The 15,657-nt window shown below is 48.5% G+C and carries 18 protein-coding genes; 5 read left to right on the forward strand and 13 right to left on the reverse strand.

Translation table 11 applies throughout. The annotated features are described in order from the left end of the window. Nucleotides 1–29 precede the first annotated feature (29 nt). The 11 genes from atpC to lepB all read right to left on the reverse strand — a co-directional run bounded on the left by atpC (nucleotide 30) and on the right by lepB (nucleotide 8,406). On the reverse strand, nucleotides 30–413 hold the full coding sequence (gene atpC / locus EHO61_RS09445) for an ATP synthase F1 subunit epsilon (protein ID WP_135813363.1): 384 nt from the start codon (nucleotides 411–413) through the stop codon (nucleotides 30–32). Then, nucleotides 413–1,816 (reverse strand): F0F1 ATP synthase subunit beta, encoded by a 1,404-nt coding sequence (gene atpD / locus EHO61_RS09450; RefSeq protein WP_135813364.1) that lies wholly within the window; start codon nucleotides 1,814–1,816, stop codon nucleotides 413–415. Before atpD ends, atpC begins: the two co-directional genes overlap by 1 nt. 27 nt (nucleotides 1,817–1,843) lie before the next feature. Continuing rightward, entirely contained in the window at nucleotides 1,844–2,704 is an 861-nt protein-coding gene (gene atpG / locus EHO61_RS09455) for an ATP synthase F1 subunit gamma (protein WP_135813365.1), read from the reverse strand. Nucleotides 2,705–2,717: 13 nt separating this feature from the next. Next, on the reverse strand, nucleotides 2,718–4,232 hold the full coding sequence (atpA, locus tag EHO61_RS09460; protein ID WP_135813366.1) for a F0F1 ATP synthase subunit alpha: 1,515 nt from the start codon (nucleotides 4,230–4,232) through the stop codon (nucleotides 2,718–2,720). Beyond that, nucleotides 4,222–4,782 (reverse strand): ATP synthase F1 subunit delta, encoded by a 561-nt coding sequence (gene atpH / locus EHO61_RS09465; protein ID WP_135813367.1) that lies wholly within the window; start codon nucleotides 4,780–4,782, stop codon nucleotides 4,222–4,224. The genes atpA and atpH overlap by 11 nt, the downstream gene beginning before the upstream one ends. 1 nt (nucleotide 4,783) lies before the next feature. Continuing rightward, entirely contained in the window at nucleotides 4,784–5,308 is a 525-nt protein-coding gene (locus EHO61_RS09470; RefSeq protein WP_135813368.1) for a F0F1 ATP synthase subunit B, read from the reverse strand. Nucleotides 5,309–5,310: 2 nt separating this feature from the next. Then, complete coding sequence (gene atpE / locus EHO61_RS09475) at nucleotides 5,311–5,604, reverse strand: ATP synthase F0 subunit C (protein ID WP_135768097.1); 294 nt, start codon at nucleotides 5,602–5,604, stop codon at nucleotides 5,311–5,313. Between the two features lie 42 nt (nucleotides 5,605–5,646). Then, nucleotides 5,647–6,714, reverse strand: coding sequence for a F0F1 ATP synthase subunit A (atpB, locus tag EHO61_RS09480; protein ID WP_135813477.1), 1,068 nt, complete (start codon nucleotides 6,712–6,714; stop codon nucleotides 5,647–5,649). 118 nt (nucleotides 6,715–6,832) lie between these two features. Next, nucleotides 6,833–7,183: a hypothetical protein gene (locus EHO61_RS09485; RefSeq protein ID WP_135813369.1), complete on the reverse strand. Its 351-nt coding sequence runs from the start codon at nucleotides 7,181–7,183 to the stop codon at nucleotides 6,833–6,835. A 6-nt stretch (nucleotides 7,184–7,189) separates the two neighbouring features. Beyond that, on the reverse strand, nucleotides 7,190–7,423 hold the full coding sequence (locus EHO61_RS09490; RefSeq protein ID WP_167880203.1) for an AtpZ/AtpI family protein: 234 nt from the start codon (nucleotides 7,421–7,423) through the stop codon (nucleotides 7,190–7,192). 2 nt (nucleotides 7,424–7,425) lie between these two features. Further along, entirely contained in the window at nucleotides 7,426–8,406 is a 981-nt protein-coding gene (gene lepB, locus EHO61_RS09495; protein ID WP_135813478.1) for a signal peptidase I, read from the reverse strand. A gap of 86 nt (nucleotides 8,407–8,492) precedes the next feature. On the opposite strand from lepB, the gene EHO61_RS09500 reads away from it, so the two are divergent. The 5 genes from EHO61_RS09500 to EHO61_RS09520 all read left to right on the forward strand — a co-directional run bounded on the left by EHO61_RS09500 (nucleotide 8,493) and on the right by EHO61_RS09520 (nucleotide 13,225). Next, nucleotides 8,493–9,293, forward strand: a complete 801-nt coding sequence (locus EHO61_RS09500; protein ID WP_135813370.1) for an aldolase/citrate lyase family protein — start codon at nucleotides 8,493–8,495, stop codon at nucleotides 9,291–9,293. Nucleotides 9,294–9,296: 3 nt separating this feature from the next. Beyond that, nucleotides 9,297–9,848 carry a TetR/AcrR family transcriptional regulator gene (locus tag EHO61_RS09505; protein ID WP_135768092.1) on the forward strand — a complete coding sequence of 184 codons (552 nt, stop codon included), beginning with the start codon at nucleotides 9,297–9,299 and terminating at the stop codon, nucleotides 9,846–9,848. 162 nt (nucleotides 9,849–10,010) lie between these two features. Then, nucleotides 10,011–10,667 (forward strand): hypothetical protein, encoded by a 657-nt coding sequence (locus tag EHO61_RS09510; protein WP_135813371.1) that lies wholly within the window; start codon nucleotides 10,011–10,013, stop codon nucleotides 10,665–10,667. Beyond that, nucleotides 10,660–10,935, forward strand: coding sequence for a DUF8156 family protein (locus EHO61_RS09515; RefSeq protein ID WP_135768090.1), 276 nt, complete (start codon nucleotides 10,660–10,662; stop codon nucleotides 10,933–10,935). The genes EHO61_RS09510 and EHO61_RS09515 overlap by 8 nt, the downstream gene beginning before the upstream one ends. Beyond that, the gene (locus tag EHO61_RS09520) at nucleotides 10,925–13,225 is read left to right on the forward strand and encodes a DNA polymerase domain-containing protein (protein ID WP_135813372.1); all 2,301 of its coding nucleotides are present in this window, start codon (nucleotides 10,925–10,927) and stop codon (nucleotides 13,223–13,225) included. Before EHO61_RS09515 ends, EHO61_RS09520 begins: the two co-directional genes overlap by 11 nt. Before the next feature lie 21 nt (nucleotides 13,226–13,246). Here EHO61_RS09520 and EHO61_RS09525 read toward each other — a convergent pair whose 3' ends face one another. Continuing rightward, the gene (locus EHO61_RS09525; RefSeq protein WP_135813479.1) at nucleotides 13,247–14,563 is read right to left on the reverse strand and encodes a phospholipase C/P1 nuclease family protein; all 1,317 of its coding nucleotides are present in this window, start codon (nucleotides 14,561–14,563) and stop codon (nucleotides 13,247–13,249) included. 143 nt (nucleotides 14,564–14,706) lie between these two features. Beyond that, nucleotides 14,707–15,633 carry a hypothetical protein gene (locus EHO61_RS09530; protein WP_135813373.1) on the reverse strand — a complete coding sequence of 309 codons (927 nt, stop codon included), beginning with the start codon at nucleotides 15,631–15,633 and terminating at the stop codon, nucleotides 14,707–14,709. Nucleotides 15,634–15,657: the final 24 nt, after the last annotated feature.

Raw genomic sequence — 15,657 nt, forward strand, 5'->3', positions numbered from 1 at the left:
TAATTTTCGGAATGAGAGGGCCCCAAAAGTTAGCGGGAAGCCGCTAAAATTCGGGTTTTTGCCTTTTGTAGGAGGAGATTTTTCTCCGGTGATAGGGGAAGAGATTCCGCGTCTTCCAACGCCTTCTTGGCCGAGTCTAGGTCGATCTCTTCCTTTAGAGCACCGTGGTCCGTTAAAATCGTAACCTTGTTGTCCCGTATTTCGAAGAACCCGCCCTCGATCACTACGATCTTAGTCTTATTTCCTTGTCGGATTTCCAAGATTCCGACACCGAGAAGGGAAACCAAAGAGGTATGTCCCGGCAAAACCCCGAAAAAACCCTCGTTTCCGGGGACGACCAAACTGTCTGCGTCCCCGCTATAGAGTAGTTTTTCCGGAGAAATTACGGAAACCGTCAATTTGGAGCCAGCCATTATGCCCTCAGGTTCTTGGACTTCTCGATCGCGTCTTCGATCGTTCCGACCATGTAGAAGGCCTGTTCCGGAAGATGGTCGTAATTTCCGCTGATGACTTCTTTGAAAGAACGAACCGTATCTGCCAATTTGACATATTTACCAGGGAATCCGGTAAATACTTCCGCAACGTGGAAAGGTTGAGACAGGAATTTCTCGATTTTTCTGGCCCGAGCCACGAGAACCTTATCGTCCTCCGAAAGTTCGTCCATTCCGAGGATCGCAATGATGTCCTGGAGATCCTTGTAACGTTGTAGAATCCTTTGCACTTCCCGAGCGACACTGTAATGCTCTTGGCCCAGAACTTCCGCATTCATGACGCGGGAAGTGGAATCGAGCGGATCCACTGCGGGATAAATTCCCTTATCCGAGATTGCGCGAGAAAGAACCGTGGTCGCGTCCAAGTGAGCGAATGCGGTTGCAGGAGCCGGGTCGGTCAAGTCGTCCGCAGGAACGTAGATCGCCTGGACGGAAGTGATGGATCCCTTACGGGTAGAAGTGATCCTTTCCTGGAGAGCGCCCATTTCGGTGGATAGGGTCGGTTGGTATCCCACTGCGGAAGGCATACGTCCCAAAAGAGCCGAAACTTCGGAACCGGCTTGGGAGAAGCGGAAAATATTATCCACGAAGAGGAGTACGTCCGTTCCGATGGAATCCCTGAAATGCTCGGCCATGGTAAGAGCCGACAAAGCGACGCGAAGACGAGCGCCAGGAGGCTCGTTCATCTGACCGTAGCAAAGAACGGTCTTATCGATCACGCCGGATTCCTTCATCTCGCGCCAGAGGTCGTTCCCTTCACGAGTTCTTTCGCCGACTCCGGCAAACACGGAAAATCCTCCGTGCTGTTTCGCGATGTTATTGATCAATTCTTGGATCAAAACCGTTTTTCCGACCCCGGCTCCTCCGAAGAGTCCGGTCTTTCCCCCCTTGATATAAGGAGCGAGAAGGTCGATCACTTTGATCCCGGTTTCGAAAACTTCCGTGCGGGAAGAAAGATCCTCGTATCCGGGAGCGGAACGGTGGATCGGTTTTCTTTCCTTTACCTGAACCGGAGTGCCCTCGTCGATCGCGTCGCCGAGAACGTTAAAAATCCTTCCCAGGGTCACGTCCCCTACCGGAACCGAAATCGGAGCGCCGGTATCGATCACTTCCTGTCCGCGGATCAATCCGTCGGTAGAGGAAAGCGCGATCGCACGGACCGTTGCACCACCTACGTGCTGCTGCACTTCGGCCACGATCTTTTCTTTTTTTCCTCCGGCGGAGGACTGAATTTCGAGTGCGTTAAAAATTTCGGGAAGATGTCCGGATTCGAATTCTATGTCCAGAACCGATCCGATGATTTGTTTGATTTTACCTTTGCTCATTCCAAGTAACTCCAATTCCAATAAAAACTAGTTTAGCGAATCCGCCCCTGCGACGATTTCCGAGATTTCCTGAGTGATCTTTGCCTGGCGGACACGGTTGTATCCACGGGTCAATACCTTGATCATTTCCGAAGCCGCGTCGGTGGCGGACTTCATCGCGATCCTCTGCGCGATCTGCTCCGAGCAGTTCGCTTCCAAAATCGCTTTCAAAAAAGCGGTCTTAACGACCAAGGGAAGCAGCGATTCCAAGATGCTTTCCGGACTTGGCTCATAGATCACGCTGTCCCCGACCGTTCCTGTGCCTGATGCCTCAAAAGGAAGAATTTTCGTAACTTCCGCTTTTTGTGAAGAGGAAGAATGATACACCGTCGAAACGATCTCCACGGCGTCGACTTCCTCTTTTGCAAAAAGATTCAAAAAGAACTCCGCGAATTCTTCGGCTTCCTTGTATCCGGATTTGTCGTTGATATGCGTATAGGTTTTTTCGATCTTCTCTCCGGCAAATTTGAAGTAAGACACTCCTTTTTTGCCGACGACGAACAGGCGGACTTGGGAGCCCGCTTTTCTTAATTCTCCAATCCGGTTTTTTGCCAGACGGTTCGTATTCGAATTGTATCCGCCGCAAAGACCCCGATTCGCCGTGATCACCAAAAGCGCAACGGAACGGATCGCCTGAGGTTTACGCAAGTAAGGACTCTTGACCACTTCGGAAAGGGAAGCAAGAGATCCCACCATCTCCTTAATCTTATTGGAAAAGGGATGGGAAGCGTTTACCCGATCGCTCAGCTTTTTGGATTTGGCGGTGGCCACCATTTCCATCGTCCGAGTGATTTTCCGGGTATTTTTAACGGATACGATCCGTTTTTTTATTTCCCTTTGTGTAGCCAAGACCCTCTCCCGATTACTTCAGGTTTCTGACAAAATCGCCAGCGATTTTAGATACGACTTCGCCCAATTTGCCCTCGTCGGAAATTTTCTTTTCCGTACGAATCGCGTTTAAGACTTCCGGATGTTGTCCGCGGATGGTGTTCAACAAATGGATTCCGAACTCGCGAGCTTTTGCGACGGGAATCTTGTCCATATGTCCGCGGGTTACCGCGAAGATCTCCACGACCTGCTCTTCCACGGGATACGGATTCGAGACCGGTTGTTTCAACACTTCTACGATACGATATCCGCGATCCAATTGGGATTGGGTGATCGGATCCAACTCCGTTCCCAACTGCGCGAACGCTTCGAGTTCGCGGAATTGAGCCAATTCCAATTTCATTTTTCCCGCAACCTGTTTCATCGCCTTGATTTGAGCGGCGGAACCGACCCGAGAAACCGAAATCCCGACATCCACTGCAGGGCGAACACCCGAAGCGAATAAGTTGGACTGAAGATAAATCTGTCCGTCCGTGATCGAAATCACGTTAGTAGGAATGTATGCGGAAACTTCGCCTTCCTGAGTCTCGATGATCGGAAGGGCGGTCAAGGAGCCTGCGCCGTATTTCTCATCCAGCTTTGCGGCTCTTTCCAGAAGACGGGAGTGAAGATAGAATACGTCTCCAGGATATGCTTCACGACCCGGAGGACGACGCAGCAACAAAGACATTTGCCGGTATGCGACCGCCTGTTTGGAAAGGTCGTCATAAACAACCAAGGTGGCCTTCTTTTCGTTATACATAAAGTATTCCGCAAAAGAGCAGCCGGAATAAGGAGCGATGTACTGCATCGGAGCAGGATCCGCTGCGGTAGCGGAAACTACGATCGTATAATCCATAGCCCCGAAAGCCTTGAGTTTTTCCACCGTCGTTGCGACAGTAGAGGCTTTTTGGCCGATAGCGACATATACGCAAATTACGCCGGAACCTTTTTGGTTGATGATGGTATCGAGCGCGATGGAGGTTTTCCCCGTTCCCCTGTCCCCGATGATCAACTCCCTTTGTCCGCGGCCGATCGGAATCATCGCGTCTATACTCTTGATTCCGGTCTGCATCGGTTCTTCCACGGGCTGTCTCATGGAGATCCCGGGAGCGGGACTTTCCACGGGGCGAGTCAGTTTGGTCTGAATCGGACCTTTTCCGTCTAGAGCCTCACCCAGAGGATTCACTACGCGACCCAACAATTCAGGACCTACGGGAACTTCCAGAATCTTGTTCGTGCGTTTTACGGTATATCCTTCCTGGATATTTTTATAATCTCCGTAAATGATCACGCCGACGGAATTGTCTTCCAAGTTGAAGGCCTGTCCGCGGACACCGTTCTGGAATTCAACGAGTTCTCCCGCCATGACGTTTTTAAGGCCGAAGACTCTCGCGATACCGTCCCCTACTTCCAGAACGGTTCCGACTTCCTCGACGCCTAGGTCTTTTTTGTAATTTAGGATTTCTTGTTTAAGAACCGACGCAATTTCGTCCGTTTTAATTTTCATACACAACTCCGACCGGTAGTTTACTTTCCAGCAAGGCTTGCCTTACTTTTTTAAGCTGGCTTTTCATGGATGAATCGATCGCCAGATCATGGAAACGGACCACAAAACCACCGATAAGGCTCGGGTCCTCCTTAGCTTCCAAGATGAAATCCGACTTGAATTTTTCCTTTAGAAGGTCCCGCAATTTTGCCAATTGCGATTCGTCCAAAGCGGGGTAACTATTCACTTTGGCGCGGATACGTCCCGCCTTCCGATCCAATTCCTCTTTAAATGCCTCGTGGATTTCGGGCAGAAAGGAAAATCTGCCCCTCGCAAGCAATACTTGCAGGAAATTTAAAGTGATTTCCGAAACCTTTCCCTGAAAGGTTTTAGCCAGGACTTTTTCCTTATCCTCTCTAGCGACGGAAGGCGTTTCGAAAAAATCGCCGAACTGGGGTTCTATATTCAGGATTTGGAGCACGGAATCCAGTTCCTGTTCCGCCTCTTCCAAGGAGGAACTTGCCCCGGCAAACGCTGCGGCGTATGTTTTTGGGATCGCGGAATAGCTCATTTTAAGCGCTCAGTTTCTTGATCTTGACCAGCTCGTTTTCGATAAAGGATTTATAATCGTCCGACTTGAGCTGTTTTTCCAGCACCAGACCTGCTACCTGCACGGTCATGCCTACGATCTGCTCCTGAAGTTCCGCTAAAGCCTTAGACTTCGCCAATTCTATATCCTTAATGGCGCCGTCCTTCATTTGCTTCACTTCTTTAGAAGCGTCTTCCAACATCTTGTTACGAACGCTCGTGGCGTCCGTTTTAGCTTCCGCGACGATTCCGTTCGCTTGGTCGCGTGCCCCGGCGATCTTCGTCTCGTAATCTTTGAGAAGCGCCTCCGCCTCGGAGCGGATGTCTGCAGCCTTGCGAATATCGTTTTGAATGGTCTCGGCCCGGTCATCCAGGGCCTTGAGAATCACATCCCAGGCGAACTTCTTCAGGACTAGAATCACGATCCCGAAGGTAACCAGGGTCCAAACAACTAGACCCGGATTTACGTCGAGAAGACCGTTCAGCCCTTTAGCTGCTAAGAGAAACAAGATTATTTACCTTCGGCGGGTGCGGAAACTGCGGTTTTTGCCTTTTCAACGCCAGCTTTTACTGCGTCGTTTAGGGTTCCGGCCGCGAGGAATGCGATCACAAGTGCGAACAGCGCCGCGCCTTCGATAAGAGCCGCGGAAATGATCATTGCGGTTTGGATTTTACCGCTGGCTTCCGGTTGACGGCTGATACCTTCCGCTGCGGATCCTCCGATCCTTCCGATTCCCAAACCTGCGCCAAGGATTGCGATTCCAGCTGCGATTCCTACTCCGATGTATCCTAGTCCGAATTCCATTTTGCTACTATCTCCTGTTTGAACTCACAATATGATTATAAATTAGTGCCTGTGCATGCTTAAGCCCACGAAGAGAGAGGTCAAAAGCGCGAAAACGTACGCCTGCAAAAAGGCGACGAACAATTCCAAAACGTAGATCACACCGGCTCCCAACATGGAGACCGGAATGATTCCCCAAGCCTTGAATTGGAAGATGAATCCCATCAAAGCGAGAATGATGACGTGTCCGGCGGTCATGTTTGCCAAAAGACGCACCGTCAATGCAAAGGTTTTTGCCGCGGGGGAAACGATGAATTCCAACGGCCACATCAGAAAATAAAGGGGCCAAGGCACTCCGTTCGGAACGGAGTGAATTACGAATTTGGGGCCCTGATAAATGAAACCCGCGGCATAGATCAACGCCATGGTCATAAGAGCCAAAGTCATCGTAACGGAAACGTCTCCGGTCACGGTGATTCCGTTCCAGACCTTCGCGAGCCAAATCGGTTCGTGATGTGCGGTCGCGTTAGCTGTTTCTTCCGCCGTTTCGGTGACCGAGTCCTCTCCATTTACATAATGCTGAACGATTTCCGAACCGACTTGCACGACTTCTCCGACCGGAGGAAGGAGGCCTAAAAGATTACAGAAAAGGATGAAGAAGAAAAGGGAAAAGATATAATGATAATAACCGTGGCCGTGACCGTCCATGTTCGCATCCACGACATCCTTTTTTAGGAAGTCCACGAAGGTTTCCACCGTATTCGCAAAACGTCCTTGGACCTTGAGAGGGTTTCTCGCGATGATCCTGGCGGCGGGAATAAAGATCGCAAAAAGAAGAATGGCGACGATCCACATCATGGTCACACGGCGAGTGATATGCAGATCGAATCCGCCTACAAAATGGAACCGTTTGTTGTGATGGTGGTCGAAGAATATGTTGTCGTTGGAAGACTGAAAACCTTCCTGATCCTCGTACACCTTATGACCGCCGATATTCAGCGGAAACTCGGAATGGTCCATCAGGTGGTGAACGAGAACCTCGTTCAGATCGAACCCTTCCGTTGCTCCATCGGACGCAAACATAGGTAGGGCGGAAAAGAGTAAGATAGCGGCTAAGATTCGTTTCAACATACGTTTTAAAAAAGAAGCGATCGTTTCCTTTGCAGGAACCGGGGTCCGGGAAGATGCCCGGAAAGTTCTAACGTTCCGCTCGGATCGGCCGAATCGCATCTGAACGGCGCTCGTTCCTTCACCTTGCGAATACCAATATTAATACGTTTGCGAAATGAGCAATAAAAAAACCGATTACGAAACCTTCCCCCTCCCCCCTAGATAAGAATGCCAGCAAACAGGCTATTTGAATGAAAAAAAATAGAACGTTCGTTCCTAGTTGTGCCGAGACGGCGTTAGAGAAATTCCTGCTCAACAAAAAAAAACGGATCGAATACGAAACGAAGGAGAGAATCAAGGAGACTGCGACTCCCTTCCAAACGGAAACGTTCAGCTTCGGTCCGAGCCAAAATCCCCCGGCTCCAAGCAGGAGCAATAAAACGAATCCGAGGAAGTATCTTTTAGGGTCTAAATGCCCTTCTTCCCGCATATCCTCTTATTTTTCGCCTTTTTCGTGCTTGGAAACCCGGTACAGAATGTAATAAATCCCGTAGGTGAACCCGATGGCCGAGCCGCCCAGGATTCCCAAGGGAGAAATCCCGAACTTGCTATCCAGATAATTTCCGATAAAAACCGAACCGACGATGATAAAACAGAACTCCATCCCCAAGCCGGCGAGTTCCCAGGGAGAGGCTTCCTTCGGTTTTTTCGGTTCGGATCCCTGCATCATTTTTACCGTAAAATCGTTCCGATCCTGGACCAGCGGATCTCCATTCTGGGAATCCGATACAGAATCGTACGCAACAGCCAATTCGCGGAAGGATCTCCGCATTTGTTTCTGAGTTCCAATCCTTCGTATTGTTCCGCTTGTTGGGGTCCTTTTTCCGCGAGTTCTTTTCCGCTCTTATATTGGCAGACGGAATCCCTCCAATTTACGGAAAAGTAAATCATCGCGGCCTTACCGAGCACGTCTTCCCTAGGAACGAAACCCCAATACCTGGAATCGGAAGAATCGGGTCGATTGTCCCCTTCCATCATATAATGCCCTTCCGGAATCGTGCATCCTGTCGGTTTGTAACAATCGGATCCGTGGTAGTATAGGGAATCGCTTCCTTCCAGAACATAGTGTTCGAATCCGGGCTTTTCTTCCTTATAAAGAAAAGCGCTTAGAGCCCGGGTATTGTCCAAATCATAGAGCAATTCGCCGGGAGCGATCTCTTTGTAGTTGTATTTCTTAAATTCCAGTTGGCCCTGTTCCTTGTATTCGAGTGCGGAATATGTGGAATAATGCCCGTCACGGTGGACGTTCGTAAGAGTGATTCGGATCGTATCCCCCGGGAGCCCGATCACCCTCTTTACGTATCTTTTGGGAAAAAGTCCGTCCCTCGCATCCCCCGGTTCCGTCATTGCCCTCTCAGGAGGAATAAACGTCACTATGTCTCCTCGTTTGGGGTCGTCGTACCGGAATAGCTCCTTTTCGGTAAACGGCATACGGAAGGAATAACGCATTTTATTTACAAATAGAAAATCTCCAATCTTCAGGGTCGGAATCATGGAACCGGACGGGATGTTATTTGCGTCCAGTACCGAAGATTTGAAAGCCAAAACCAGCGCTACGATGGCGACAAAGGAAAATGTGGAGGATACCGATTCGTCCTGGAGTATCGCGGAAAGGAGACTTTTTTTAGATGGAATGCCCTGGGGCTCGCTCATAGGTCTATTGAAAGGAGATTGGGATTTCCCGTCAATCAAGGACCAAAAATCCTTACGCTTTTCAGAAAAACGACGATACTAAAAACGTGAAAGAGCAGATTGACCGCAAAATCATCGAACTTCGCCGTACCCTGGTATCCATGTCGGCAAGTATCCCGATCGTCGGCCTAAAAGGCGGAACGGAAACCGAAGATATGGACGCGGAGGAAATCCGGGTCCTACATCTGGTCGCAAAAGACCTTGTCCCGGTAACGGTCAAAATCGGAGGTCCGGAAGCGAGAACGGATATTCGGATGCTTGCAAAAGAGGAGATCGAAGGGATTTCGGCTCCGATGATCGAGTCGGCTTACGCTCTCAAGAATTTCATCTCCACTCTTAAGAGCATGCTACCGCCCGTGGCCTACCGAAAGGTGTTTAAGTCCATCAATCTGGAAACGGTCACCGGCTACAAAAATCTTTTGGAAATCGCGGATTCCAAATCTTTCGAGGAACTGGATCAAATCACGGCGGCGCGTTCCGACCTTTCCGCCTCCATGGGGCTCATTCCCGACGACGAGGAGGTCATGAAAGTGACCAAGACCATCGTATCCATCTGTAAGGACAGAGGCAAAAAGACCTCCGTCGGAGGAACGATCACGAAGCAGAATTTCCGAAAAATCGCGGAGGAGATCGGTCCGGACAAGATCAATTCCAGACACGTTTGTGTGGACGCAAAAAAATCCGCGAACAAAAGCGAGGAAGTCGCCGAAGCGATGCTCCTATTCGAGATCGAACTCTACGACCTGCTCGCTATCTTAAAGCCGGATAAGGCCTTCGCTTATAAAAATAGAATGGAAACAAATCGGGAAAGAATCGGATCTCGCAAGGTTCTCTATTCGATCCGATAGAAGATGGCCAAAGACACTAGGGATCTCATATTACGGACCTCCCTTAGGTTATTTTCCGAACAAGGATATCACGGAACCACGATGAGACAGGTCGCCCAGAAGTCGGGCCTGTCACTGGGCTTGGCATATCGTTACTTCGATTCCAAAGAATCCATTCTCGAAGGTATCATACAAGCGCATGATAAAATCCTAAAAAAGTATCTACCCGAACATCTGACCTCTCCCGACGATCGCAGGGAGTTGATCGAATTCCTGGCCGGCCAAATCATAAAGTTAGTTAAGGAAAACGAGGATTATCTGCGCCTGTATTGGAATCTTATGCTACAGCCTAAGATACATAGACTGAAGAGACGAAACATACACTTGGTGAATTTGATCTTTTACGAAAACGCCAAGAAAGTGATCTTGGCGGTAAAACCGAACTACTCCGAATTCGAAGTCAAAAACCTGTCCTCTTCCACGATCGGATACATGATCAATTACCTTACGAACAAAAAGGAATTCAGTTTGGAGGATTTTCGGGCGTACCTGATCTACGCTCTGGAAAATACCTAAACGACATTTCCGTTTTCGGACGCATCGGATCCGTTCTCTTTTATCCGAAATTTTCCGAATTGCACCGTCCGCCACTCGAGGGACATAAAATCGCCGGTCTTTACAAAATGCCGGACGGAACTTTTACTTTACTTTTATTCACCCGTCTTATATATAGTATACATGCAGGTAGACATGTTCCACGGACAATTGGACGAACTATATCGTCCGATTTTAGGCTGGAACCAAAAAGGTATAGGAATGCTTACGGGCCGGGAAGGAATCTACCGCCTGGCGCTGCGTTGGGAATACACGTTCGCGATTTCGGGATTCAAAGTATTCAATCTGGATTGTGCCATCCGATTCAATCCCTTCGTAATCACCGCGGAAACCAGGAGCGCCAACATCCGACCGGAGGAGCTTCTACAGAGTATATGGATCCAAAGAGCTTTTACTCCCTATCAGATTTTGGATTCGTTACAAGCAATCCTGAAACGGAAAGAGGAAGACACGGTGTATTTTCTGTTAGCGCCTTGCAAACAATTCTTCGACGGGGACGTCCAGGAAGAAGAAGGGCGCTTTCTCCTGGACAAAATGCATTCCGTTTTGGAAGTCCTGCGACGGGAAGAATTCCCAGTGCTGATCGTGGAGTCCCTCGGATATTCTCACCCCACCTTCCAGCGTTTTTTTCCCAAGCTCGCGGATACTGCCGACGATCTATGGGAACTCAGAGTGGAAAGCGGACATTCCTATATGAAAATCAGAAAAGGAGCGATCTCATCCCAAAAGACCCTGAGCGCGCCCTTAAACGACGACCCGGGAGAGATTCGATATGGGTAGAACGGTAATCCCTTATTCCAGACAGATGCAACAGGTGGAATCCAGCCTCAACGAATTCCGTAGAGGACTTCGTAAGCCCGACCAAATGATCTTCGACGAATTGATTCGAACGGCAAAGATGCAGGTGCAGGCGGGAGTCATGGCTTCCGCCCCCTATCCTATCGACTCCATGCTTCTCACTATGATCATAGACCTGAAAAAAGAAATCAGTTCGTTGAAGTACGAGTTGCACAAACTCGCCTCAAGGAAAGAAGGAGATGCCTCTTAAGTCCCTAGGCTTCTCCAAAGGCTACCTGTTCGACGTATATCATACGGAAGACAAGATTTATCTTTGGATAAAAACGGATTCCGGAGACTCGTTGTTATTTTTCGACTCTTACCGACCCGTGATCTACGCCAAGGGAGCGGTTCCGATCCTAAGAAAATTGGTCAGGAGACTCCACGAATTGGACGCGTTAGGAGATGATCCCAAGTTCGAAAAACGGAAATTGTTTTACGAAAACAAGTTTACGGACGTTCTCAAACTGACGATCTCGAAACCTTCCGTATTGTCCAAAATCACCAAGAAACTCTACGCACTTTACGGAAGATTCGACATCTATCATTCGGATATAGACGTACCCACCAGCTACATGTTTCAAAAAGGGCTCTTTCCGTTATGCGAATTAAAACTAGCCTATACTCCGACGGAAGAAGGGAGAAAGATCCGAAAAATCAAATGTCTCTCCGCCGTCTCCGATCTGGAATACAAAATCCCTTCTTTTCGACAGCTCTACATGCGCCTGGAAAAAAGCCATAGGATCGGTTTCCAATCCAATCCTTTGATCCTGGAAACGGATCAAAACTCGTACAGATTGAAAACGGACAAGCCTAAGGATCTTTTGTTGGAGATAGATTCCATCCTACAAAAAGAGGATCCCGACATCATCTTTTCCATGTACGGCGACCATACCATCTTTCCGAAACTGTTTTATTACTCGGAAAAAGTCGGCTTTCTTCCTAGCTTCGATCGGGACAAAACCGCTCCGATACGGAGACACATCACCACCAAGGGAACGAGTTACTTCACGTACGGAAACATAGTCTTCCGAGCGCCTTCTTATCCTTTATTCGGAAGATGGCATATAGATTCCGCGAACAGCTTCGTATACAAGGAGGCTTATCTTCCCGGAATCGTGGAATTAGCCAGACTCTCCCGGCTTCCTATCCAAAGAATGGCGCGAGCCTCCACGGGCAAAGCGTTGACTTACATTGAAACGGACGTGGCTCTTCGAAGAGGCTATCTGGTCCCCTGGCAAAAAAGCGCAGTGGAAGCTCCTAAAACCGCCTTACAACTCTTGGAAGCGGACAAAGGAGGCCTGGTATTCCAACCGAATATCTCCTTGGGAACAACCGCGGAGAACGTGGCCCAACTGGATTTTGCGCAGATGTATCCGAGAATCATGGTAAACCATAATATCTCTCCGGAATGCGTCAATTGTCCCTGCTGCGAATCCGATCCGGACGCTCCTGTAGTTCCCGGCATAGGTTACAAAATCTGCACCAAACGTTTCGGAATCGTTTCCGAAGCGCTCGAAGACGTCCTATACAGAAGAGCTTATTACAAACGCAAGGTAGTGGAGGAATCCGATCCGGAAGTAAGGAACGTATTGGATTCCAAACAATCCAGTTTGAAATGGATGCTGGTCACTTCCTTCGGGTATCTCGGATATCGGAACGCGAAATTCGGGCGCTTGGAAAGTCATGAAAGCGTCAACGCGTTCGCAAGAGAAAAGCTATTGGCGGCCAAAGAAGTCACGGAAGAAAAAGATTATGTGTTCCTACACGCGATCACCGACAGCATATTCATACGAAAAGAGGATTCTTCTCCGTTTTCCTCCGGCGAACTGGAGGAGCTTTGCGAAGAAATCACTAAACGCACAGGCATAAAGATAGAGGCGGACGGAATCTATACGTGGTTGGCCTTTCCCCCTTCCTCCCAAGATCCTCTTATGCCGGTGGCGAACCGTTATATGGGAAGATTCCTGTCCGGAAACCTGAAATTCAGAGGAATAGGAGCCAGAAGAAAGGATCTCCCCGTTTTCATTCGCGAGGCCCAAATGGAAATGTTGGAATGGATGAGGAATAAAATCTCGATCTCGGATCTAAAGAGTACGGAAAACGAAATATTATCTATTTATGATAAATACGACCTTTTGCTGAGAAAAGGCAGGGTGGATTGGAAAGTCCTGTTGTTAAAAAAATCCACGACCAAGGAATTGGACGAGTACGAAGTGGACGGGGCGACTTCCCTATCCATGCACAAACTGAGGGATATGGGCATAGAAGTGCAAGCCGGGGAAAAGATCAGATATTTGGTTGTGAACCAATCCTCCAAGACAAAGGGATTGAGATACATACCCGAAGAGGAATTGCAATTGTCGGATAAAAAAACCTTTTACGATCGGAATTTCTACAGGAAATTATTGGCTTCAGCATTCAGGGAAGTGTGGTCCGAATTCGCCTCTTTCGATAATTTCGATTCCTTGACCGACGACCAAGGAATGCTTCCGTTCTAAAGCGGATGCGATTCTCCGCATTCACTTCTTGTTTCCGTAAACTCCGATCAACATCAAGACCGTTCGAGTGGATTGGGCCGTAATCCGAAAGTCCCTTCCGGTTTCCCTAGCCAGCTCGTTCCCCTTTTCCGAATCGATCCCGCGGACCACTCCGGAGATTTCGTATTCCGGGTCCCGTTCCAGATCATAGGTCGGATCGGTAGTCCGTTTTTTTCCGAACACTTTCACGATGGTGGAGTCGATCAAGGGAGAATGGTCCGCTGCGAGTTCCCCTTCCTTCGATAATAGATCGTCCACGGAATTTACTCCGGTCAAAAAGGGATCCCCGGAACTCAGATACGCCTTCAGATTTTCGAAAATCGGATCCTGAGTAGCATAGGATTTGTAAAGTCCGTACGCTACAAAATCCTCGTAGATAAAATGACGGTTCGCCACGATTTGAGTCGTTTCCTTTTTGATTTTGGCCCGGTTCTCCGCGGAATTCAAGGCAAACTTTAAATAATAATAATATCCTGCGGAAGGAACCGCTTTAGAATGATAGGGCTGCCCTATATCCTGCACGTAATGACATACCCAAGCTGCGAATCTATATTCCCAAAACGGATGACCGGTTTTTCCCGCAAATTCGGAAAGCCTCCGGAACAATTCCACCCGTTCCGGTAACATACTTCCGGTAGACATCTCCGGCGCAAAAGTTTTGACGAAGAAATTCTCGTGGCGAAAAAGCATATGAAAAGGAGCCTTGCTACTCTCCCCTCTCGGATTCCCGAACGGTTGGGTTCCGTAACCGTATTCCGGTATATTCCAAAGTTCGTGGTCCATTCCCCAATCCGGCTCGTCCACGTAAGTCGTTAAAATCGAACGAACGCTGATCTTTTTCCCTTTTACGTTCTCGAAAAAATAGCGGCCCATTTCCCGCTTTTCCAAGTACGGATATACCCTGAAGCGATCGACGAATCCGAATTTAGCGGTTTCGTTCGGGAGAAGACGTCTCACGGAATAAAATCTATGCGCCGGACGAAGCCTAGCCGCTTTCAGGAATTCCTGCAAAGGTCTCTTTTTTGCGACATTCGCATCCAGAATTTGGGGTTTAAAACGCTTTGCTCCTTTCACTTCCAGCCAACGATAATATCCGTCAAAAACTTCCTTGAGTCCTCCCGCTTCCTTCGAAACGAAATCCTCCAGTTCCTCGGCGTCGACCTCCCGACCGGCGAATGCGGCGGAAGAATGCTCTAAAACGCGATCGATAATCAGGTAATGAGAACCCCAAGCGGACAAAGGAGGAGAGAAACATAGTAGAAGTAAATTCGAGAAAAGCAGAAGGGAGACAAAACGCATCCCCCCAAACTTACGAAGCGCCGGATTTAGGCAAGTAGGTTTACTCCTGGAGTCGCTTCGAAGAGGAAACCGAACATCTTTCGTTAAGAAGTTCCGTTGTGGGAGCATCGATTCCGCGCCGGACGTACGGAGCAAATCTCGGTTCAATCCGTTTTCTTTTGCCTTTTCTTTGTCTTAGAATCCGTCTTAGAATCTCCGGAATCGGCTTTTCCTTCGGAGGAGATTCTCTTCAAGCCGGGTTCGTAAGAGTTCAAATAATTGTAGTTAAAGGTCACTAATCGTAGCGGAACGTCCCAACTCATGTCCGTTCCTTCGGTCTTTAACCTAAGCGTTTCGGCTTTCTGGATCCAGGATCTAGCTTCGTCGAATCGATTTAAAGAAAGATAATATTGCGCCATCGTCACGTTTCCGACAAAGAATTTATACGGATCCTTTTCCTCCTTTAGGTGCTCCGTCAATAAGGGAAGAATTTCGGAATCGTTTTCCGGCTTTTCGTCGAATAGATATGCATCCGCCTTCTGGTTCCGATCCAATTTTTCGTCCTTTCTCTTATCCGCGAAATCGTTCAATTGAACCAATTTACCTATCGGAGTCAGAACGAAAATCCTACCGAAAGACTCGTCCAACTGGGCGGAATTCGCGGCCAACTTTCCTCCCTGCATGAGGTTCGTCATGAAAAGGATGGCCCTTTCGGAAGGATTCTCCTTGTTCGTCACTAAACGGATCGCTACATTCAATGATTTCCCTTCGAGATAATTCTTAAAGATCAGAACCTGCGGATTATCTTCGGTCAGATTGTGCAGCACTGCGGAAACGATTTTGAACTTATATTCGTCTTCGATCCTCCGATCCAGATCCGTGATGTAAAACAGATCCCTATACAGGTAATCGGAAAGGAAGAAAACGCTCTTGTCGAAGGCCGCCGTCTTTTTATTCGGATCGAAACTGTAGATAAAACCGCTTCCGTCCGGAACCATAGAATTCAGATTATCCCATAAAGATTGGGCCGCCAAAGATGCAGGGAAAGAGAGTATTAGAAATATGGAAAGAATTCTATGGATGAATCTCATTTTTTAAAAGTTAAATCCGTCTTG

Source organism: Leptospira fluminis, from assembly GCF_004771275.1.
Taxonomy (GTDB): domain Bacteria; phylum Spirochaetota; class Leptospiria; order Leptospirales; family Leptospiraceae; genus Leptospira_B; species Leptospira_B fluminis.

What these genes read in the sequence shown, in the direction of transcription:
- EHO61_RS09530 (WP_135813373.1), bottom strand. Translation starts at nt 15,633, where the DNA reads ATGAGATTCATCCATAGAATTCTTTCCATATTTCTAATACTCTCTTTC.
- lepB (WP_135813478.1), bottom strand. Translation starts at nt 8,406, where the DNA reads ATGAGCGAGCCCCAGGGCATTCCATCTAAAAAAAGTCTCCTTTCCGCG.
- atpC (WP_135813363.1), bottom strand. Translation starts at nt 413, where the DNA reads ATGGCTGGCTCCAAATTGACGGTTTCCGTAATTTCTCCGGAAAAACTA.
- atpE (WP_135768097.1), bottom strand. Translation starts at nt 5,604, where the DNA reads ATGGAATTCGGACTAGGATACATCGGAGTAGGAATCGCAGCTGGAATC.
- atpB (WP_135813477.1), bottom strand. Translation starts at nt 6,714, where the DNA reads ATGTTGAAACGAATCTTAGCCGCTATCTTACTCTTTTCCGCCCTACCT.
- EHO61_RS09515 (WP_135768090.1), top strand. Translation starts at nt 10,660, where the DNA reads ATGGGTAGAACGGTAATCCCTTATTCCAGACAGATGCAACAGGTGGAA.
- EHO61_RS09485 (WP_135813369.1), bottom strand. Translation starts at nt 7,183, where the DNA reads ATGCGGGAAGAAGGGCATTTAGACCCTAAAAGATACTTCCTCGGATTC.
- EHO61_RS09490 (WP_167880203.1), bottom strand. Translation starts at nt 7,423, where the DNA reads ATGATGCAGGGATCCGAACCGAAAAAACCGAAGGAAGCCTCTCCCTGG.
- EHO61_RS09520 (WP_135813372.1), top strand. Translation starts at nt 10,925, where the DNA reads ATGCCTCTTAAGTCCCTAGGCTTCTCCAAAGGCTACCTGTTCGACGTA.
- EHO61_RS09525 (WP_135813479.1), bottom strand. Translation starts at nt 14,563, where the DNA reads ATGCGTTTTGTCTCCCTTCTGCTTTTCTCGAATTTACTTCTACTATGT.
- EHO61_RS09510 (WP_135813371.1), top strand. Translation starts at nt 10,011, where the DNA reads ATGCAGGTAGACATGTTCCACGGACAATTGGACGAACTATATCGTCCG.
- atpD (WP_135813364.1), bottom strand. Translation starts at nt 1,816, where the DNA reads ATGAGCAAAGGTAAAATCAAACAAATCATCGGATCGGTTCTGGACATA.
- atpH (WP_135813367.1), bottom strand. Translation starts at nt 4,782, where the DNA reads ATGAGCTATTCCGCGATCCCAAAAACATACGCCGCAGCGTTTGCCGGG.
- atpA (WP_135813366.1), bottom strand. Translation starts at nt 4,232, where the DNA reads ATGAAAATTAAAACGGACGAAATTGCGTCGGTTCTTAAACAAGAAATC.
- EHO61_RS09505 (WP_135768092.1), top strand. Translation starts at nt 9,297, where the DNA reads ATGGCCAAAGACACTAGGGATCTCATATTACGGACCTCCCTTAGGTTA.